We start from the raw sequence: 18,459 nt of genomic DNA, 5'->3' as shown, positions 1-18,459 counted from the left end.
TCTCGTCGGTGACCGTTATCGCGTTTCGCTTGCCGGCGGTGAGCGGTCACCGTTCGTCGTTCTGTCCGAGCAGTATCGCCTCTGCCTTGTGCAGGTGTTCGTGGAGTGTCGAGGTCGAAATTTCGAGTTCCTCAGCGATTTCCCTCGCCGAAGCGTCCTTCGGATAGTTGTAGTACCCCTCGTCCCGAGCGAGGCGAAACACCTCGAGTTGCCGCTGGGTCAGCCGCTCGGTCGGCAGTGCGTTGGCTCCCGACTGCCAGGTTGAGTTCGTGATTTTGCGGACGTTGATTTCCGCATCCCGCTCGTCACGCACTTCATCGAGTTTCGACTGGACTGTTTCGCGGTCGTGGTTCGTGGCAAGCGACCAAAATTCTCGGCCGTCCCTGATGTCGATTGGCCCGGCGCAGACGAACCCTCGTGACATCAACGCGTTGGTAATCTGCTTCCGACCGTCGTGGTCGACGAGCAGGTCCCGCATGGCATTGCCCGGTACAGGGGTGGTCGCGTGTCGGTATGTCGGGTTCATCTCTGAGACGGCGTGGACGTACGGATACTCCGCGATGTAGTCGATAGCCGAGTCGATAGCCGCCTGCGTGTCGGCATGCAGCGTGAACAGCGTGCTGACTCGCTCCCCCGTCGTGTAGATGCCGTACCCGAGCATACCCACGTCGAACCGCTCCGTCGTTTCGATTTCCCAACAGTCCGGATACCACAAATCCAGAGAGATGTGGACGGCGCCGTCCGTGCCAGCTGGGTCGGTCATTATCGTGAGCCGTTTTCGCTACAGAATAATCGAGTTGTCGGTCAGCAAACGGTCGCCGGTCCGGCCCAACCGGAGAGGACAGCAACGAACCCCCGCTTCGGTAAGACGGTCGCTGTCGAACCAGATATAGCGAACTACACCAGGGGTATGGTAGTATACCTGAAATATATCCATGGACAGAGAGACGTTAGAGTTGCAATGGATTCGCACCGAGCGAACGGCGCAGGGTTTAGCCGGTCGATTGTGTCAGCGAACGTTCAGCGCTCGCCGACGGACAGCATTCCGTGGGGACTGGCTGAGCCGAGAGGGCTGCTGGACGACGGAACTGGAGGCTTGGTGCCGATGACCGAATTCTCTGATAGAGTCGACCCATCACTGCTACTCTGAATTACTGCTCAACAATGACGGAGTACGGTAACAAGACCGGACGAGAGGACGATGACCACTCATCGCCAGAGCTGACCTTCTCGCTTACGGGGCTGTATCAGGGCTACCTACAGTGTGTCCCCATAGCGCTCGGGGTCGCAGGCTATGGAATCTTATTCGGCGTGTTGGCCCGGCAAGCGGGACTCACACCGTTCGAAGCGACCCTGATGAGTGCGACCGTACTCGCCGGTGCGGCACAGCTAATCGCCGTCGAACTGTGGAGTTCACCGGTGCCCGCGGTGGCGATACTCCTGACGACGTTCATCGTGAACCTCCGGTACGTCCTGATGGGTGCGGCGTTGCGGCCGTGGTTCAGCAAACTCACGCCGCTGCAGGCCTACGGGAGTATCTTCTTCACGGCCGACGAGAACTGGGCACTCACGATTAAGGAGCTGCGTGATGGCAATCAGCAGGGTGCCTTCCTCCTCGGAAGCGGCCTCGCTATCTGGTCGTTCTGGGTCGTGGCGACGATTGTGGGGTCGACGGCTGGAGGGGTCATCGACGACCCATCAGTGTACGGCCTGGATTTCGTTCTGACGGCCGTGTTTCTGACGCTCGTGGTCGGGTTTTGGGAAGGAACCGAAACCGCTCTTTCGTGGAGCTTCGCGGCGGGAACGGCGATACTGGGGTTCATGTGGCTCCCCGGACGGTGGTACATTTTGATTGGCGGACTCACAGCGAGTCTCATCAAGGTGATGCGGTATGATTGAAGCCTCGGTTGTTCCCGTCTCGATTATCCTCGGGATGGCCGTCCTCACCTACGTGACGAAGGCAGGGGGACTCTGGGTCTTGGAGCAGGTAGAGCTATCCGACCGCGCGAAATCCGGGCTGGAAGCGTTACCCGGAGGTATCATCATCGCGATTCTCGCCCCGGAACTCCTCCAAGGAGGTCCACCAGAATGGGCTGCTGCAGCGGTTGTTCTCGTCGTCGTTCGCCGCACGGACAGTATCCTGTTGTCCATCGGCACCGGTATCTTCACCGTCCTCGTGCTCCGCAGGGCCGTCGTGGTACTCTGAGCTGTTTTTCGAGCTCGAAGATCGCCGAACAGTCGGAACACGCAGGGGAGGAAAACAGGGAGGCTGTCGGTGCGGGCGTCAACCGCGAGCCGAACTATCGGTCGTCAATCGGTTTCCACCGTCGATCCGACCGGCCCGTGTAGCGACTCCGAGGCCGAACGAGTTTGTTGTCGTCCAACTGTTCGAGCGCGTGGGCCATCCATCCCCCGACCCGCGCCACGGCGAACGTCGTCGTGAAAAGCTCCTTCGGGACGCCGACACCGGCAAGGAGCACGGCAGTATAGAACTCGACGTTCGTCTCCAGTCGCCGTTGCGGCTTGTGTTCGGCCAACAGGTCAGTAGCCACGTCCTCGAAGGTCTTCGTCGCAGCGAAGAACTCGGCGTCACCACCCGCGTCGTAGAACTGCTCGGCGGCTGTCGAAAGCACCTCGGCACGTGGGTCCCGAACCCGATACACTCGGTGTCCGAACCCCATCAATCGCTCTCCGGCGTCGAGTTTCGCCCGCACGTACGCTTCGGGACCGCCCGTTTCGAACACTTCTTCGAGCATCTCCAAGACCGGGCCGGGAGCACCGCCGTGGAGCGGTCCCTTCAGCGTCCCGACGGCCGCAGTCGCCGCTGACACCACGTCGGATTCCGCCGAAACCACCACTCGGGCGGTGAACGTCGAGGCGTTCAGTCCGTGGTCGACAACCGTGTTGAGATACGTTTCGAGCCCACGAACCGCCGCCTGGGTTGGCTCGTCCCCGGTCATCATGTACAGATAGTTCTCAGCGTGTCGAAGGTCGCTTCGGGGCGCAATCGGGTCGTTATCCTCCCGGTATCGCCAGTACGTCGAAACGATGGTCGGGACGACGGCGATGACTCTCCGGACTGCGGTTTGGGTAGTTTCGTCCTCAACGCCGAGCGAGGCCGTCGAGAGACCCATCCTGAGGGCGTCCATCGGCGGCTTCTCTTCGTTGGCCGCTCGTCGAAGGACTGCTCGTGTCTCCTCGCCGATGGCACGATGACTCGCCAACGCCGACCGGAACGCCTTCAGTTCCTCGACAGTCGGCAGCCGGTCGTTCAACAGTAGGAAGACGGTTTCCTCGTAGGTCGCATTAGCTGCCAGTTCCTCGACCGGAACGCCGCCGATGAGGAGTTCGCCTGCCTCGCCGTCGATGGAACTGAGCCGTGTTTCGGCGACCGAGATGTCTTCGAGCCCGGGGTGGAGGCCATCCATCAGCTATCACCTCCAGTGGTCGAATGCCAAAACAGGCCGTTTCCACGGGACTCACAGCGCACGACGCCGTCGTCAGCGAGGGCCCGTAGCGTCTGCCGTGTCTTACCGTCTCCGAGTTCGTACACTTCGGCGACCTCCCGAGTCGCAACGGGACCGTAGTCAGCGACGAATCGCTCTACTGTCGGGGGAGAGTGTTGCTCCAGTGATGGAGCGACGGCCGTCAACGCAGCCGCCAACTCCTCGAAGGACTGGAAGCCGCCGGCCAGCCGTGTTCCCTCGGGCCCGTCTATCTCGTAGGTCGGAAACGCCCGAACCCCGGTTGCTCGGGTCCGAGAGAGGTCCGCCTCGAATTCCGCCCGAGCGGTTCCGTCGTCTAGGGCCGCAGTGAACTCGTCCACATCGAGTCCAACCGACGCCGCAATCTCGACCTGTTCCTCACGGCGGTTGACGTTCCGGACCTGAGTGGCGTAGGCCTCACGAAGCCGTCGCAGGTATCGGCTCGCCAGTGTTTCGTCCTGCTGGCGTGCGGCGACGTAGGCCACACTGGCGGGATACGTCGACTGGGCGGGGTCTTCATCGAAGATAGCCGTATCGACCGGCATTCCGTGTGCTTCCGAGGCCTCAAGCCAGTGTGGGCCGACTTCGCTCGGTTCGGAGATGTCGTTGGCTGCATCGTAGAAATCGTCGAAGTCCTCGATGAGCCCACCCATCACGTACTCGATTCGTATCTGGTTCCCGTAGGCAACCCGAAGGTGCCTGATGACCGGTTCGGACCCCCAACACCACGTACACATCGGGTCCGTAAACTGCGTTATCGTCGGCCGTTCGTCTGATTCTGCCGTCATACACTCGTAACTACCCGTCCGTCACCGATATATCTCAGGCAACTTACACTAAATCAGGTATACCGCGATGGACCCGATGCCGTAGTTGATTTCGGCCCTACGGGGGCTAGGGTACTGGAGTCACACCCCGGTTTCGTTCGTCATACCTGGTTCCGTTGACCGTGTCTGAATGCTTAGTCGGAGTAGCTGAAACAGTCGGTTGAGGATGTTCGAAGAAGCCTTCCAACCGGGTCGGAGAACCGACAGCAACTGTATCGTACTTTTCGGAGGGATGTGAGAATGGGCCGACTCGTCGACGGGGAGTGGGTGACGGAAACCGAACGAGAGCGTGACGGCCAAGGGTTCGATGCGTGGATTCAGTCGTCTGGAGCCCACGCTCCCGCCTTCCCTGCCGAACCGAATCGGTATCACCTATACATCTCTCGGGCCTGTCCGTGGGCGCACCGAACCGCGCTAGTGCGCCGCCTCAGGGGACTCGAAGGCGTGGTTTCTCTCGACATCGTTGACCCCGTTCGCCGGGACGAAGGATGGGAGTTCACCCCCTCGAAACGCGCGTGTACGCCCGACTCGATACACGGCGCCGAGTATCTCCGAGAGGTGTACACCCGGACGGACCCATCCTACACGGGTCGAGTCACGGTTCCCGTCCTCTACGATACCGAGACGGAAACAATCGTCAACAACGAGTCGGCGGACATCGCTCGGATGCTCGACGAAGCATTCGAAACCCACGCCACTCGAGAACGGAAACTCTACCCCGAGAGTAAACGCGACGAAATCGATAGCATCATCGACTCGATTCACCGTGACATCAATCTCGGAGTGTACAGAGCCGGATTCGCCGACACACAACCCGAATACGAGGCGGCCGTCCGGGACCTGTTCGAAGCACTCGAACAGTGGGACGACACTCTCGGTCAGCGTCGCTACCTCTTGGGGGAGGAACTGACACTTGCCGACGTGTTCTTCTTTCCGACCCTCTATCGGTTCGATTCGGTGTACCACACGCATTTCAAGTGTAACGTCCGGCGGCTCCGTGACTTCGAGCATCTCTTCGACTACGCTCGGGATATCTATCAGACGCCGGACGTCGCAGAGACGTGCAATACGGAACACGTCAAGGCTCACTACTACCGCAGCCACGATGACATCAACCCGACTGGGTTCGTCCCTGTCGGTCCCGAAATCGGCTGGGAGAAGCCACACGACCGAGGGAACATCGGTTAATCATCAAATCTTCTAATCTGTACAGAGGACGACCAGTTCTGTTAACCAGGGCTTCTACAGCCTATTAGTCGGTAAATCACCGCAATTCGAATTCAGGTATACCGGAATAAACCAAGTATAGTGTAACTTGCCTGAAATATTTTTACTTGACCTCCTTTTCTCCAAGTGCGATGAAGTCACCGAACGACATCCGATACGTAATCGTCGGAACGACGCTATCGAACAGAAGCCAACTCATTCGCGGGTTCCAGCGAGGTGAGAACTGATGGCGCTTCCAGCAGCCGTCTCAGATGTCGCCTTCCTGCTCGGTCGAGCGCTATTCGCGCTCGTAGTCGGATACCTCGCTGTCGGAAACCTGCTCGACCTCGAATCATCGGTCGGCTACGCCAAGAGCAAGGGGGCACCGCTGGCGTCGGTTACCGTGCCGTTGGGGAGTCTCGGGTTAGTCGTTGGGGCGCTTTCGGTGCTCTTCGGCGTCTACCCGACCCTCGGTGTCCTCGCAATCGTGGGCTTTCTCGTCCCGATTACGGTCATCATGCACGACTTCTGGACGATGGACGGCCAGGACCGACAGAACGAACAGATTCACTTCCTCAAGAACGCCGGCCTAATCGGTGCCGCTCTCCTGTTCCTGTCGGTTTCCGTCGGGACGTGGCCGCTGGCAGTCGGCATCGGGCTCTGATACCCCATGCCGGCGACTGAAAACTCGAGTGCCTCGGAGAGTGCAGTCGGCGTTCCGTGGCGGTCGCCGGCGTTACTCGCGATTCTTGCAGCCACGCTGATGACGCCGATGGACGTCCCGATGATTAGTCCAGTTCTTCCCGAGGTCCAATCCGTATTCGGCGTCTCGGAGTCCCGTGCTGGCCTGCTCATCACGCTGTATGCGCTCCCTGGTATCGTACTGGCGCCGGTTATCGGAGCGCTTGCCGACCGCGTCGGCCGGCGATACGTCCTCTCCGGCTGTCTCGTGGTGTTCGGCCTCGCCGGGTTCGCTGTCTGGTTCACCGACGACTTCTCGGTGGCGCTCGGTCTGCGTGTCGTCCAGGGATTCGCCGCCGGGAGCGTTCTCTCCGCTCTTGCGATGACCGTCGTCGGTGACCGATACACCGGCCGCCAACACGACGCCGTTATGGGCGTGACATCCGCGATGCTCTCGCTCGGGACTGCCGCCTACCCCGTCATTGGCGGATACCTCGCGACCCGCGTGTGGAACGCGCCGTTCCTCATGTACGCGCTTACACTCCCAGTCGCGGGTCTTGTCCTGTGGACACTGGACGAACGGAGGACCGAATCGGGTTCAAGCGACAGGGGATACCTCAGGGAAGCGTTGCAGACGATTCCGGCGCAGCGTGCTTTCGCGCTGTATGGAGTGATGTTCCTGTCGTTTAGCCTCCTGTTTGGAGGACTGTACACGGCGCTTCCGTTCTATCTCACCGGGAGGTTCGGGGTTACCGCGACGACGGTGGGACTGGTCACGAGCGCCGTCCTGTTGGTGACGGCGGTCGTTTCGACGCAGAACTGGCGGGTGACCACCCGGCTGTCGACGGCGAAACACCTCGCTGTCGGGTTCCTGTTGTATGCAGTCGGGTTTCTCATCGTCGGCCTCACCGACAGTCAAACGGCCCTCGTCGGAGGACTTCTCGTCTTCGGCGTCGGCAGTGGACTCGTCACACCGACGTTGTTCGGCGGAATCAGTTCCCTCGCCCCGACTCACGTCCGCGGGGGCGTGATGAGTCTCCAGACGACGACAATCGGCATCAGCCAAGCCGTGGGACCCATCGCGTTCACCCTACTGAGCGGTAAAATCGGCTACCAGCGTACACTCCTCGGTGCGGGACTCGGTGCCGCAGTCGTAGCAGGAGTCCTCTTTGTCGCTAGATAAATGGAACCAATTTTTAAGCGGAATCGGACGCGTTGGTAGCTATGGCCAACGAATCCGCCGAAACGAGCGGTGGGGTCGCCGACGCCGAGTCGGCGTTCATGACGCTGAGCCACGACCTCCGGCTGGAGATTCTGCTCGCGCTGTGGGACGCGCCCGGGTTCTCACTGTCGTTCTCCGAGCTTCGCTCGGCAGTCGGCGAACGTGACTCCGGGAAATTCACGTATCACCTTTCGGAGCTTCAGGGCCACTTCGTCGCCCAGACGGACGACGGCTACGAACTCCAGTATCCCGGACACCGCGTTCTCGACGCGATTCAAAGCGGCGTCTTCCACGAACAGGCCGCCGTCAACCCCGTCGAACTCGACGCCGACTGCCGTGACTGTACTGCCTCGTTGACCTTCGAATACGGCACCGACTTCATCGGCCGTGTCCACTGTCCGGACTGCGGGAACCGCGCTCTGGAGTGGCCGTTCGACCCCGGTGGAACGGCTGACAGAGACCCCGAGGAGATCGTGAACGCCTTCGACCGACGGACGCGACTTATCTGGTCGTGTGCGCTCGATGGGGTCTGTCCGTTCTGTGCCGGTCGAATCGACCGCGAGTTCGCCAGCAACGTCGACGACCACGGAATCTGTATCGGCGTCCTCGAAGAACTGGACCGCTACGACGAGTACTTCGCTCGCGACCACCCAGCGGTCGTCTCGGTCGACTGCGAACGGTGCAGTTTCTACAGTTTCATCCCGGTCGGGGTCGTGCTCCTGTCGCGCCCCTCGATTACGGGACGACTCCACGAGGCGGGAATCGACATTCGACGGACACCCCTGTGGGACCTCGGCTTCGTCGTCGACGCCGATGCGATCGGTCTTCGAATGGCAGACTCGATGGCCATCGAGGTCACGATACAGGACGGGGACGAGCAGCTGGTTTGTGTCGTCGACGAGTCGTTCAACGTTTCTGTCGAGCGCGAATTAAACACATAAGAATATTTACTGTAATTCATCTCACCGAGCTTTTACTTACTATCCTAACGTGGGTTTTGACCACACATGGAAGTAACCGATTCCAAACATGTAGTCGCAGTATGTGGAAGTCAGCGGGACGGGAGTTACACCCATCGCGCGCTACAGCGAGCACTGACGGCTGCCGAAGTTCGCGGTGCCGAGACGGACTTCGTCGACCTCTCGAACCTCGACCTTCCCCTCTTTGACCCGGACCGAACGGATGCCGGCGATGCCGACTCGCTTCGTCGCCGCATCCGGCGTGCCGACGCGGTGTTGCTGGGGACGCCGATGTACCACGGGTCGTACTCCTCGCCGCTGAAAACCGCGTTGGACTACTGTGGGTTCGACGAATTCGAAGAAACGACGGTCGGGCTGTTGGCCGTCTCCGGCGGTGGGTTCCCGACACCTGCCCTGGAGCATCTTCGGTCGGTCGCCCGCGAACTGGACGCCTGGGTGCTCCCCACGCAAGTCGCGATTCCGGACTCCCACAGCGCCTTCGAGGACGGCGAGTTGACCGACGAGGGTTTACTCGAACGTATCGACGCGCTCGGAGGCCAGCTCGTCGACTACGCGAACGTCGAATCGTACCCGGACGCCCCCTCGGCCTGTGCCGTTCCTACGGCTGATTAATCATGTCTGCCGAAACTGAAACACGACAACACGAAATCGAAGCGCACAACTCCTCTGCGTGTCCCGTTATCCAAGCCATCGACAAGGTCGGAACGCCGTGGCGCCTGAACGTCATCTACGCACTCGCCGACGGCGAACAGCGGTTCAACGAACTCAAGGAAGCGACGAACGCCCGCTCGAAGACCCTCTCGGACGCCCTCGACGAACTGGTCGAGAACGACGTCGTCACCCGCCGAATGGAAGAAGCGGCGCCGGTCGCCGTCTACTATCGACTCACTTCGAAAGGCGAGGGACTCCTCGACGCGCTAGGCGAACTGGCCGAATGGGAAGCGGACTGGGGGGAAGAACCCCCGGAGGGCGATGTTCCGAGACGTGATTGAGTCGGGAGACGATGGCCGGGTCGGCGAGCCGAGGGATTCATTCACGGGCCGAGACTGCTTGCCCTCATGAGCGACGACACCGGAACTGACCTCGCGACTGATGCGGTCCACAGTGGTGAGAACACCGACGAACTCAGTTCTGTCTCCGGCGATGTCGTCTCGCCCATTCACCTGGCCACCCACCACGAGATGGATGCGCCGGGAGAGTCAGCGCACGGCTACAAGTACTCGCGGTTCGGAAATCCGACTCGGGAGGCGCTCGAAACGCGGTTGGCCGACCTGACGGGAGCGAGTGAGGCGATAGCCTTCAGTTCGGGTACTGCTGCCATCGCGACGGCGGGCCTTGCGCTCTGTGACCCCGGTGACCACATCGTCGCCTTCGATGGCGTCTACGGCGGGACGCGGCTCCTCTTCAAGGAGTTCCTCCGGGGAAAACTCGGCGTGGACATCGAATACGTGGATGCGACGGATACGACGAACGTCGAGACCGCGATACGTCCCGAGACGACGCTACTGTGGATGGAGACGCCGACGAACCCGCTGTTGAAACTCTGTGACCTAGACGCAGTAGCGTCGATAGCCGACGACCACGGGATTCCACTCGGCGTCGATAACACCTTTGCGACGCCGTATTTCCAGCGGCCGTTGGAGCAGGGCGCCGACCTCGTCGTTCACAGCACTACGAAGTACCTGAACGGTCACAGCGACTCCACCGGCGGTGCGGTGGCGACGAGCGACCCCGCACTCGCCAATCGCATCTCGGAACTACAGGCGTACACGCTCGGGAACCTTCTGGCCCCGTTCGACTCCTATCTGGTGCTTCGCGGGACGAAGACGTTCCCGCTTCGAATGGGCAAACACGAAACGAACGCCCGAGCGATTGCCGAGCATCTCCTCGAACACCCCTCGGTCTCTCGAGTCAACTATCCCGGACTCGAATCACATCCCCAACACGAACTGGCGAGACGGCAGATGGACGGGTTCGGTGGCATCGTCTCCTTCGAGTTGGACGCGACCGAAGCGGAGACGAGGGCCGTTCTCGAAGAACTGGACGTGTTTACGATTGCCGTCAGCCTCGGTGGTGTCGAGTCGCTCGTCGACCATCCGTGGACGATGTCGGCGTCGTTCATTTCACCGGAGGAACGACGAGAAGCCGGGATTTCGGAGTCGCTGGTTCGGATGTCGGTTGGCATCGAAGACACCTCCGACCTCATCGAGGACATAGATCGGGATCTGGAGAACGTATAGACACACAGCGTATCGAAGACTCACGGAAACAAAGTCGGCTTCTACTATCGGGCATCCGTCTCGGCGAACAGCATCGATAGGATACGGGATTCGGCTTTCCGGAGGTGCTCGGAAGCCGTCGCCGTCGCACAATCCAGCGCTTGGGCGACGTCCTGTGACGACGCCTCCCGAGGGATGTCGTAGTATCCGACTCGGAGTGCGGCTTGGACGGCTTCGCGCTGCTTCGGCGAGAGGTTGTCCGCGACGGCGTTCTGTGCGACAGGCCCGGCGCCGACCGCGTCAATCGTAACATCCACTCCATCAGGAACGCCGTCGACCGCGTTCTGTATCGCCGCTTCCGTCCCGATGAGCGTGAACGTACTGCTCCCATCGTTGTGACATTGAATCGGTGGGACCGTCAGATGTCCTCACGGGTATCGGAGTTGACGGCGTTCGCGAATACCAAGCAATATTAACCAACACAAGGGTCGTTTGGAGAAGTATTGTTGGTTAATGACGGTTCTCATGAAGGCGCGTACTGAAGATTGCACGTATACCACTCCGTCCTTGATTAGAACAACAGAATAGGAAACAGTCAGTTCGTATACTGGCTATAAAAACACCTATACCAACAGAGATAGATTGTGTTACTACCGAGATGTCCCCGAAAGAGCTTCCCGATCGCGCGCCAGGGACATACGTCTCCTACCACCCAAATCCATACTATTCGCCTGAAACGCTCCCTGTAGAGCCAAAGCTTGAAATCACCGATCAGACACACGCTCTCGTAGCTGATGCCGCACATCAGATCGGTCGTGTCGACGGTATCAGTTCAACTGTTGACTTCTCAACAGTACTCTATACCTCACTTATTCGGATTGAGGCTGTCGAATCCGCACGTATCGAAGGGGCAGATGTTGTATACCAAGACGTTGAGGCGTATCACACCCAGAATCCCACGGGTGAAACAGACCCGACAGTCGAAAAAGACCTGAAAGAGGCACTCAATTACGAGAACGCGCTTACCCACGGGCTCGAGAAAGTCAAGAGTGGAGATGAAATAACGCTCTCGCTCATCAAACGCCTTCACTCGATGCTGCTTGAAGACGTCCGAAACGACGGAGACGTTGTCGGGGACTTCCGGGACCACATGGTTCATCTAACAAGTCCCCAGTCAGGAGAACGCCCGTTCGTTCCCCCACCGCCGGAAGCGCTCGACGCACTGATGCAGTCTCTTGAGGGATACGTCCAGATGGGCGGACAGTATCATCCACTCGTGGATGCTGCAATTATCCACTACTTTTTCGAGACAGTCCATCCGTTCTCGGACGGGAACGGTCGACTTGGCCGCCTCCTCATTATTCTCTATTTGACGAGCCAAGGGTATCTCGAGAGTCCGTACATCTACCCGAGCGCATACTTCAACCGGCACAAAGTCGAATACGTTGAACGAATGCGGGCGGTCAGTGACGAGGGTGCGTGGAACGAATGGTTCCAATTTTTCCTCGAAGGGCTCCGAAGTCAAGCGGAAACATCGTACGACCGAACCCACCAGCTCCGTGAACTCCAGGAGCGCTACGAGAAGGAGTATCCGGGCAACACGAAAACGGATCAGTTTGCACGCCAGTTACTCCAGTATCCGTATTTTACCGCACCGAATCTCGTGGGGTATCTCGATGTCTCTCGTCGGACTGCCTACAAGGTCGTCGACGATCTCGAATCGGATGGCCTCATCGAGGAAGTAACCGGGAAAGAACGCGGAAAAGAGTACAAAGCCGTTGATGTGTTCAATATTCTCGAGTAAACTACCTCGGTGGCAGTCCTGAGACGTTCTGCCTGCTCTGTCGGAGAATGAGAGTTGAGATTAGATTGAATTATGATTCCTTTGTTGGTGCTGTTTAACCAACATAACAGACGCAGTGAGCAATTTTGTTGGTTAATGAATGTGGCGTTCGTTCGAATTGTCTGGCGGGGTGAATAGTGATCGAATCGTATCGTATTAGTGAGTATTTCCACGAAGAAGAGCAGACACGGGTATGGCGAGAAATCATTGTCGTACCCGAAGCCCCTACGAAAGGACACCGGGTTTCCGGTGTATCGAGTCAAGAGGCCCGCTGGGTCAAGATGATAGCTCGGGATATCCTAAGAATCGACTCCGACACACACCACGTTTCCGGTGAAATGCCTATCAAAAGGCGCTGTACCTACAGTATACCGCTGTGGTAGTGGTTGTATAACTATTCTTTCCTAGATGTATGTCGTGGTGTTCAGATAAGGATGAAGAGTGAGGCGGTGTGTTTTCTGAGTGGTTCATGCCCGAAAACACATGCCTCAGTGGTAGTATCGACCAGATTGAGTTAGGTTTTGTGGAACGAGAGGCAACACCGAAACTCCTGATGAAGCTTGGTATTCAACTCCATTTGGCTGGTCTATCACTTTCGAATACCGTTTCTATTCTTGAGATGTTTGGTGTCAGTTGAGCTCGATCCACCGTTCACAACTGGGTTCACAAAGCAGATTTACAGCCCGAATCTGGTCGGCATCCGAATCACGTCGCAGTTGACGAGACCGTGATTCAGCTCAATGACGAACGCTACTGGCTGTACGCCGCTGTCGATCCTAATACAAACGAATTGCTTCATACAAAGCTTGAACCAGCCAGAACAAACGTTCTCGCCCACGCATCCTTCACCGAACTCCGCGAGAAACATGATGTCGATGACCCCGTCTTCCTCATCGATAGCGCCGCACCGCTGAAAGACGCCTGCCATCGACACGGCCTCGATTTCAGATACGAAAAACATGGAAATCGGAATAGTGTCGAACGTGTCTTTCGTGAGGTAAAACAGCGAGCTACCAGCTTCTCAAACTGTTTCAGCAACGCCGAAGCAGACACCGCCGACAATTGGCTTCAAACCTTCGCCTTCGCATGGAATCAGCTTATCTGAACACTACCGGTCTCGCGACGTGAACAGGACGGAATCCCCGGCTTATCGGATTTTCCGAACGTCGCTGATGTCGAAGCCTGCGTCGCCGATTTCCGTCTCGAATCGGACGATGTTCTCGTCTTCGATGCGCGAGAGTACCCCACGGAACTGCTTTACGACCATCGTTCGTGCGCGGGCGCTCCCGCCGCTTTCCCACTCGAACAGAAGCGTCCCGTCGGCGGCGTCGACGAGTTGGCCGTGTTTCTCAGCCCCGAGCGTCTCCTGGTTGATGTGGACGAGGATGAGACCGCCCCACTCGTAGGCCGCCCGCGAGAGCCCCTTCAAAAGGACTGGCACGTCGCTCCACGGCAGGCTGTCGGTTCGGGAGCCGATGAGGTCGGCGATTGAGTCGATGACGACGACGTTGCCGGCAGCGTGACTCGTGAGTCGGTCCCCGAGGGCCTCCGTGACGGTTTTTCTGTCCTGTGTGTGCCCCAAATCGGAGATGCTCGCCGTCTTCTCGGCGTACCACTCCCGGGGGACGGGGCTGAGACGGAAATACTCCGGCGAGAGGTCGTGAAACGACATGTTGTCGATGCCCGCCTCGACGACTTCGTCATCCATCGCGAGCGTCATCTCGCGGTTTACCTGCCGTTTCTCGGAGGTAAAGGAGATGTAGTGGACTTCCTCCGGTGCGGAGGCGCGGTCGTCGATGCCGCCGTAGTAGAGGTCGAACAGCTCGGGGTCGCCCTTCGCGAGGCCGTTCATGATGGCCGCGGTGTACATGAACTCCCGGGCGCCGGCGCCGGCTTCCCCCGACAGCAGCACGACGCTGCCGGGCGGCGCACCACCCCCGATGGTCGTGTCCAAGCGTCGAATCCCGAACGGGATGCGGTCCATGCACAGCCGTTCGGTCCCCTGGGCTTAAAGCGTTTAGTCAGTTACGACGCGCGCACCGGCGTTTCGCGGTTCGACAACGCGCACGTTGCCGTCGACGCCCGTCTCCGTGAGTGCGGTTTCGGCGGCCCGTCGTGCCGTCACCGCCGAGTCGGCGTCGGTTACGCCGTACACCGCTGGCCCCCACGAGGACTGCCCGACGCCGCGGAGCGCGGGCGTCTCGGCCAACTCGTCGATGAGGCGGCCTGCCGGCGGCCGGTAGACGCCCCCCTGTTCGTCGGCGTACCACGCGCCGTTGAGTCGGCCGAAAGCACCGACCGCGTCGCCGAAGGCCGCCAGTCGGCCCTCCACCGCCGCCGGCAGGAGTCGGCGAACGAGCAGCGAGGCGAGTTCGTCGGCAACCGCCGGGTCGGCGTTCTCGACTACGGCGCGCATGCTCTCGTCTTCGGTGTCGCCGCTGCGTCCGGGGTCTGCGTCGGGCAACACGAGGACGAATCGCCAGTCGTCGGGGAGGCCGTGGCGTGCGACGATCGCCGGAACCTCCCACTCGCCGGGGGCCGGCGGGGCGGTCGTAAACCGCTCGGTCGGATGACCGGCATCGACGATGAACCCGCCGGCTTCGAAGGCCGCGACCCCGACGCCGCTTCGGCCACCGCGTTCGAGCGCCGGCGCACGCGTTCGGATTTTCGGGTCGCGGTCATAGGCAGTCGCGACCGCCGCAAGCGTCGCCAAGGTGAGTTGCGTTCCGCTACCCAATCCGACGTGTCGCGGGAGCGTTTCCTCGACCGTCAATTCGGCGCCCGGCACGTCGAGCACGTCACAGACCGCCTCGGCGTACTCCGTAACGACCGCATCGTCACAGACGACCGCCGGGGCCCGTTCGGCTTCGATGACCACCCGTGGCTCCTCGAGGGCGACGCCGACGCCGCCGTAGAGCCGTTCGTGGGCCAGCGAGAGGTTCCCGAAACCGATGTGGAGTCGGGCACCGGCCTCGACACGGGCGCGCATTGACGGCTCTTCGCCGGTCGGTGAGTTGTGGGTTTCGACAGCGGCAGCGCTGTCTCAGAGGTCCCGCGACCGGGTGAGGTTCCGCAATTCGCCACCACAGGACGAACAGGAAGGCGTTTCGGCGGTCTCGGTTCGGCGGCCACAGTCGAAACACTCGTACAGTTCCGTGCCTCCACCGAATATATTCGGTCGCATACGACCATGTTCGTTGGCGCATTGGTTAACTCCCACCCTAATATTGCTAGTAAAGTCCAGATACTCCTACACCAACATGGTCATCTGTACTACTTTGACACCATAGAAGATTACAAACGTTTTCCGAAGATATCCAGCAAGAAGTGAGTCGATTGCTGGTCGTTAAGTCGGTCGACGGCAAGGGACTACACATGAGCCAACAGGAACCGCCGGAGCGGGAGGCCGGCGACGAGGAGAAACCGGAGCATCTCCGCAGCCGTGAGGTCACCGAGGGCCCCGAACGCGCCCCACACCGTGCGATGTTCCGCGCGATGGGGTACGACGACGAAGACCTCGCCTCGCCGATGGTCGGCGTCGCCAACCCCGCCGCCGACATCACGCCGTGTAACGTCCACCTCGATGACGTGGCCCAGTCGGCCATCGACGGCGTCGACGGAGCCGACGGCATGCCCATCGAGTTCGGCACCATCACCATCTCCGACGCCATCTCGATGGGGACCGAGGGGATGAAAGCCAGCCTCATCTCACGGGAGGTCATCGCCGACTCCGTCGAGTTGGTCGCCTTCGGCGAGCGCATGGACGCCCTCGTCACTGTCGCGGGCTGTGACAAGAACCTCCCCGGAATGATGATGGCCTCCATTCGAACGGACCTCCCCTCCGTGTTCCTCTACGGCGGGTCCATCATGCCCGGTGAACACGACGGGCGAGAAATCACGATTCAGAACGTCTTCGAGGGCGTCGGCGCCGTCGCCTCCGGCGACATGAGCGAAGAGGAACTCGAAGAGATGGAACACCACGCCTGTCCCGGCGCCGGGTCCTGTGGCGGGATGTTCACCGCCAACACGATGGCTTCCATCAGCGAGGCGCTCGGGATGGCGCCGCTCGGGTCGGCCTCCCCGCCAGCCGAGAGCGACGAGCGCTACGAGGTCGCCGAACGCGCCGGCGAACTCGTCCTCGAGTGCGTCCAAGAGGACCGCAAGCCCTCCGACATCCTCACGAAGGAGTCCTTCGAGAACGCCATCGCCGTCCAAGTCGCACTGGGTGGGTCGACCAACGGCGTCCTCCATGTCCTCGCGTTGGCCGCCGAGGCCGGCATCGACCTCGACATCACGGAGTTCAACGAGATATCCAAGCGCACGCCGAAAATCGCCAACCTCCAGCCCGGCGGGACGCGTGTGATGAACGACCTCCACGAAATCGGCGGCGTGCCGGTCGTCATCCGGCGGCTGCTTGAGGGCGGCTACATCCACGGCGACGCGATGACCGTCACCGGCCGCACCATCGAGGAGGAACTCGAATTGCTCGAAGAGACCGGCCACCTTCCCGACGACGAGGACATCGAGGCCGACTTCCTCTACACCGTCGACGACCCCATCCACGAGGAGGGGGCCATCAAGATTCTCACCGGCAACCTCGCACCCGACGGCGCGGTGCTGAAGGTGACCGGCGACGACGCCTTCTTCCACGAGGGGCCGGCACGCGTCTTCGAAGACGAGGAGGCGGCGATGAAGTACGTCCAGGAGGACCGCATCGAATCTGGCGACGTCATCATCATCCGCAACGAGGGCCCGCAGGGTGGCCCCGGGATGCGGGAGATGCTCGGCGTGACCGCCGCTGTCGTCGGCGCCGGCCACGAGGACGACGTGGCGATGCTCACCGACGGCCGCTTCTCGGGGGCGACCCGCGGACCGATGATAGGCCACGCGGCCCCCGAGGCGTTCGTCGGCGGTCCCATCGGGGCCCTCGAGGACGGCGACCACGTCACCATCGACATTCCCGAACGGAGCATCGAGGTCGACCTCACCGACGAGGAACTCGAAGCGCGCCTCGAGGACTGGGAACAGCCCGACCCCTCGTATCCGACGGGCGTGTTGGCGAAGTACGGTATGGCCTTCGGCTCTGCCGCCAACGGCGCGGTGACGAACCCCGGCGTGAAGCGCGACGACTAAGCGCTGAGGCTCTTTTAGATAGCATCCGCGCGAGCGAAGCGAGCGCGGTTCTCCGGCGGCACAGCCGCCGGTAGCGGCGAGTGACCGTAGGGAACGAGCCACTATTTTTCATCGAAGTTTTTGCCGGCGCGCACAGCGCGCCGTGCAAAAAGTTCGTGTCTCTAAAAACGTCCCTCCTCGTCGCCGATACCTAGCCGCTCGCCGAGGTCCTCGATTTCGTCGTTGATGTCGGTCCCGGACGATTCACCCGGGAGAATATCTCCCAGTGCGGCCCCGAGGGAGGCGACCGTCCAGACGACGGACACGCGGGCGAGGGCAACCGAAGGATTGGTCCAGTCGATACGGCCCCACAGCGTCATCGTGAACGCTGCGGTGAGGAACGCGACGACGAGGACACTGGCGAGTCGCCGTGGAACGAGACCGAAGATGGGTCGGTTGACGATTACCTCACGGAAGTCCGCGAAGTACAGCAGAGAGATTGCCATCAGGACGACGAACGCGGCGTTCACCAAGAACAACGCCGGCGTCGAAAGGAGATACGCAGCGATGTCGAAGACGCCGTCTTCGACCAACATCGGAATCGAGATGATAATCGCGCCGACGGTGGCTTCCGCGATGTCGCGTCGCGTGAACTTCCGAATCCCCTCCGAGACGGACGGCTCCGGCAGGCGGTCTAGGAGAGAAATCACGCCACGGACCTCGCGGCGCTCGGCGTCGTCGTCGACGGTGGCTTCCAACTCCGCGAGTTGCGAGCGGATTTCCTCGACTGCGACTTCCTCGAGGTCCGAGTCGTCCGACCCCTCGTTGCTCACGGCCGTACGTCGGCCGGCCGTTCGAAAAAGGTTGCGTGCGGCCGAGTCGAG

At 60.5% G+C, this 18,459-nt stretch carries 19 protein-coding genes and 1 pseudogene; 12 read left to right on the top strand and 8 right to left on the bottom strand.

Annotated elements, in window-relative coordinates; translation table 11 throughout:
- Window positions 1-46 precede the first annotated feature (46 nt).
- A complete protein-coding gene (locus NMP98_RS01230) occupies window positions 47-763 on the bottom strand; it encodes a helix-turn-helix domain-containing protein (RefSeq protein WP_254859663.1) in 717 nt (238 codons plus the stop codon).
- A gap of 401 nt (window positions 764-1,164) precedes the next feature.
- Here NMP98_RS01230 and NMP98_RS01225 point away from each other — a divergent pair, with 401 nt between their 5' ends.
- Window positions 1,165-1,899, top strand: coding sequence for an AzlC family ABC transporter permease (locus NMP98_RS01225; protein ID WP_156707463.1), 735 nt, complete (start codon window positions 1,165-1,167; stop codon window positions 1,897-1,899).
- On the top strand, window positions 1,892-2,206 hold the full coding sequence (locus tag NMP98_RS01220) for an AzlD family protein (RefSeq protein WP_254859661.1): 315 nt from the start codon (window positions 1,892-1,894) through the stop codon (window positions 2,204-2,206). The genes NMP98_RS01225 and NMP98_RS01220 overlap by 8 nt, the downstream gene beginning before the upstream one ends.
- A 94-nt stretch (window positions 2,207-2,300) precedes the next feature.
- On the opposite strand, the gene NMP98_RS01215 is transcribed toward NMP98_RS01220, so the two are convergent.
- Together NMP98_RS01215 and NMP98_RS01210 are read right to left on the bottom strand one after the other, a co-directional pair.
- On the bottom strand, window positions 2,301-3,428 hold the full coding sequence (locus tag NMP98_RS01215) for a citrate synthase/methylcitrate synthase (protein WP_254859659.1): 1,128 nt from the start codon (window positions 3,426-3,428) through the stop codon (window positions 2,301-2,303).
- Complete coding sequence (locus NMP98_RS01210) at window positions 3,428-4,273, bottom strand: DsbA family oxidoreductase (protein ID WP_254859658.1); 846 nt, start codon at window positions 4,271-4,273, stop codon at window positions 3,428-3,430. The genes NMP98_RS01215 and NMP98_RS01210 overlap by 1 nt, the downstream gene beginning before the upstream one ends.
- Window positions 4,274-4,552: 279 nt before the next feature.
- On the opposite strand from NMP98_RS01210, the gene NMP98_RS01205 reads away from it, so the two are divergent.
- The 7 genes from NMP98_RS01205 (at window position 4,553) to NMP98_RS01175 (ending at window position 10,641) form a co-directional block, all read left to right on the top strand.
- A complete protein-coding gene (locus tag NMP98_RS01205; protein WP_254859657.1) occupies window positions 4,553-5,500 on the top strand; it encodes a glutathione S-transferase family protein in 948 nt (315 codons plus the stop codon).
- A 265-nt stretch (window positions 5,501-5,765) separates the two neighbouring features.
- Complete coding sequence (locus NMP98_RS01200) at window positions 5,766-6,182, top strand: DoxX family protein (RefSeq protein ID WP_254859656.1); 417 nt, start codon at window positions 5,766-5,768, stop codon at window positions 6,180-6,182.
- Between the two features lie 6 nt (window positions 6,183-6,188).
- Entirely contained in the window at window positions 6,189-7,382 is a 1,194-nt protein-coding gene (locus NMP98_RS01195) for an MFS transporter (protein WP_254859654.1), read from the top strand.
- 41 nt (window positions 7,383-7,423) lie between these two features.
- Window positions 7,424-8,362 carry a winged helix-turn-helix domain-containing protein gene (locus tag NMP98_RS01190; protein ID WP_254859652.1) on the top strand — a complete coding sequence of 313 codons (939 nt, stop codon included), beginning with the start codon at window positions 7,424-7,426 and terminating at the stop codon, window positions 8,360-8,362.
- Between the two features lie 66 nt (window positions 8,363-8,428).
- Window positions 8,429-9,013 carry an NADPH-dependent FMN reductase gene (locus NMP98_RS01185; RefSeq protein ID WP_254859651.1) on the top strand — a complete coding sequence of 195 codons (585 nt, stop codon included), beginning with the start codon at window positions 8,429-8,431 and terminating at the stop codon, window positions 9,011-9,013.
- Window positions 9,014-9,015: 2 nt separating this feature from the next.
- A complete protein-coding gene (locus NMP98_RS01180; RefSeq protein ID WP_254859649.1) occupies window positions 9,016-9,393 on the top strand; it encodes a winged helix-turn-helix transcriptional regulator in 378 nt (125 codons plus the stop codon).
- A 66-nt stretch (window positions 9,394-9,459) separates the two neighbouring features.
- Window positions 9,460-10,641 carry a trans-sulfuration enzyme family protein gene (locus NMP98_RS01175; protein ID WP_254859647.1) on the top strand — a complete coding sequence of 394 codons (1,182 nt, stop codon included), beginning with the start codon at window positions 9,460-9,462 and terminating at the stop codon, window positions 10,639-10,641.
- Window positions 10,642-10,685: 44 nt separating this feature from the next.
- Here NMP98_RS01175 and NMP98_RS01170 read toward each other — a convergent pair whose 3' ends face one another.
- Entirely contained in the window at window positions 10,686-10,937 is a 252-nt protein-coding gene (locus NMP98_RS01170; RefSeq protein WP_254859645.1) for a helix-turn-helix domain-containing protein, read from the bottom strand.
- A 341-nt stretch (window positions 10,938-11,278) separates the two neighbouring features.
- On the opposite strand from NMP98_RS01170, the gene NMP98_RS01165 reads away from it, so the two are divergent.
- Both NMP98_RS01165 and NMP98_RS01160 read left to right on the top strand, forming a co-directional pair.
- On the top strand, window positions 11,279-12,424 hold the full coding sequence (locus tag NMP98_RS01165) for a Fic family protein (protein WP_254859644.1): 1,146 nt from the start codon (window positions 11,279-11,281) through the stop codon (window positions 12,422-12,424).
- Window positions 12,425-12,932: 508 nt separating this feature from the next.
- A pseudogene (locus NMP98_RS01160) lies at window positions 12,933-13,568 on the top strand (IS6 family transposase).
- A gap of 42 nt (window positions 13,569-13,610) precedes the next feature.
- Here NMP98_RS01160 and NMP98_RS01155 read toward each other — a convergent pair.
- Genes NMP98_RS01155 through NMP98_RS01145 form a run of 3 tightly spaced genes read right to left on the bottom strand, consistent with a single transcriptional unit; the run spans window position 13,611 to window position 15,647 of the window.
- Window positions 13,611-14,447, bottom strand: coding sequence for an RAD55 family ATPase (locus tag NMP98_RS01155; protein WP_254859643.1), 837 nt, complete (start codon window positions 14,445-14,447; stop codon window positions 13,611-13,613).
- A 33-nt stretch (window positions 14,448-14,480) separates the two neighbouring features.
- Window positions 14,481-15,452 carry a beta-ribofuranosylaminobenzene 5'-phosphate synthase family protein gene (locus NMP98_RS01150; RefSeq protein ID WP_254859641.1) on the bottom strand — a complete coding sequence of 324 codons (972 nt, stop codon included), beginning with the start codon at window positions 15,450-15,452 and terminating at the stop codon, window positions 14,481-14,483.
- Between the two features lie 54 nt (window positions 15,453-15,506).
- Window positions 15,507-15,647, bottom strand: coding sequence for a rubrerythrin-like domain-containing protein (locus NMP98_RS01145; RefSeq protein ID WP_254859638.1), 141 nt, complete (start codon window positions 15,645-15,647; stop codon window positions 15,507-15,509).
- Window positions 15,648-15,838: 191 nt separating this feature from the next.
- On the opposite strand from NMP98_RS01145, the gene ilvD reads away from it, so the two are divergent.
- Window positions 15,839-17,596 (top strand): dihydroxy-acid dehydratase, encoded by a 1,758-nt coding sequence (gene ilvD / locus NMP98_RS01140; protein WP_254859636.1) that lies wholly within the window; start codon window positions 15,839-15,841, stop codon window positions 17,594-17,596.
- A gap of 161 nt (window positions 17,597-17,757) precedes the next feature.
- Here ilvD and NMP98_RS01135 read toward each other — a convergent pair whose 3' ends face one another.
- Window positions 17,758-18,408 carry a DUF2391 family protein gene (locus tag NMP98_RS01135; protein ID WP_254859634.1) on the bottom strand — a complete coding sequence of 217 codons (651 nt, stop codon included), beginning with the start codon at window positions 18,406-18,408 and terminating at the stop codon, window positions 17,758-17,760.
- Between the last annotated feature and the right edge of the window lie 51 nt (window positions 18,409-18,459).

Origin of the sequence: Natronomonas gomsonensis (assembly GCF_024300825.1) — an archaeon.
Classification (GTDB): Archaea; Halobacteriota; Halobacteria; order Halobacteriales; family Haloarculaceae; genus Natronomonas; species Natronomonas gomsonensis.
Note: the sequence above shows the minus strand (reverse complement) of the source record. Positions and strands in the feature narration are given on the sequence as shown.

Bases quoted from the DNA above. Each gene is read 5' to 3' on its own strand.
- NMP98_RS01175 (WP_254859647.1), top strand. From the start codon at position 9,460: ATGAGCGACGACACCGGAACTGACCTCGCGACTGATGCGGTCCACAGT.
- NMP98_RS01205 (WP_254859657.1), top strand. From the start codon at position 4,553: ATGGGCCGACTCGTCGACGGGGAGTGGGTGACGGAAACCGAACGAGAG.
- NMP98_RS01150 (WP_254859641.1), bottom strand. From the start codon at position 15,452: ATGCGCGCCCGTGTCGAGGCCGGTGCCCGACTCCACATCGGTTTCGGG.
- NMP98_RS01215 (WP_254859659.1), bottom strand. From the start codon at position 3,428: ATGGATGGCCTCCACCCCGGGCTCGAAGACATCTCGGTCGCCGAAACA.
- NMP98_RS01145 (WP_254859638.1), bottom strand. From the start codon at position 15,647: ATGCGACCGAATATATTCGGTGGAGGCACGGAACTGTACGAGTGTTTC.
- NMP98_RS01225 (WP_156707463.1), top strand. From the start codon at position 1,165: ATGACGGAGTACGGTAACAAGACCGGACGAGAGGACGATGACCACTCA.
- ilvD (WP_254859636.1), top strand. From the start codon at position 15,839: ATGAGCCAACAGGAACCGCCGGAGCGGGAGGCCGGCGACGAGGAGAAA.
- NMP98_RS01230 (WP_254859663.1), bottom strand. From the start codon at position 763: ATGACCGACCCAGCTGGCACGGACGGCGCCGTCCACATCTCTCTGGAT.
- NMP98_RS01210 (WP_254859658.1), bottom strand. From the start codon at position 4,273: ATGACGGCAGAATCAGACGAACGGCCGACGATAACGCAGTTTACGGAC.
- NMP98_RS01185 (WP_254859651.1), top strand. From the start codon at position 8,429: ATGGAAGTAACCGATTCCAAACATGTAGTCGCAGTATGTGGAAGTCAG.
- NMP98_RS01220 (WP_254859661.1), top strand. From the start codon at position 1,892: ATGATTGAAGCCTCGGTTGTTCCCGTCTCGATTATCCTCGGGATGGCC.
- NMP98_RS01195 (WP_254859654.1), top strand. From the start codon at position 6,189: ATGCCGGCGACTGAAAACTCGAGTGCCTCGGAGAGTGCAGTCGGCGTT.
- NMP98_RS01190 (WP_254859652.1), top strand. From the start codon at position 7,424: ATGGCCAACGAATCCGCCGAAACGAGCGGTGGGGTCGCCGACGCCGAG.
- NMP98_RS01165 (WP_254859644.1), top strand. From the start codon at position 11,279: ATGTCCCCGAAAGAGCTTCCCGATCGCGCGCCAGGGACATACGTCTCC.
- NMP98_RS01180 (WP_254859649.1), top strand. From the start codon at position 9,016: ATGTCTGCCGAAACTGAAACACGACAACACGAAATCGAAGCGCACAAC.
- NMP98_RS01155 (WP_254859643.1), bottom strand. From the start codon at position 14,447: ATGGACCGCATCCCGTTCGGGATTCGACGCTTGGACACGACCATCGGG.
- NMP98_RS01200 (WP_254859656.1), top strand. From the start codon at position 5,766: ATGGCGCTTCCAGCAGCCGTCTCAGATGTCGCCTTCCTGCTCGGTCGA.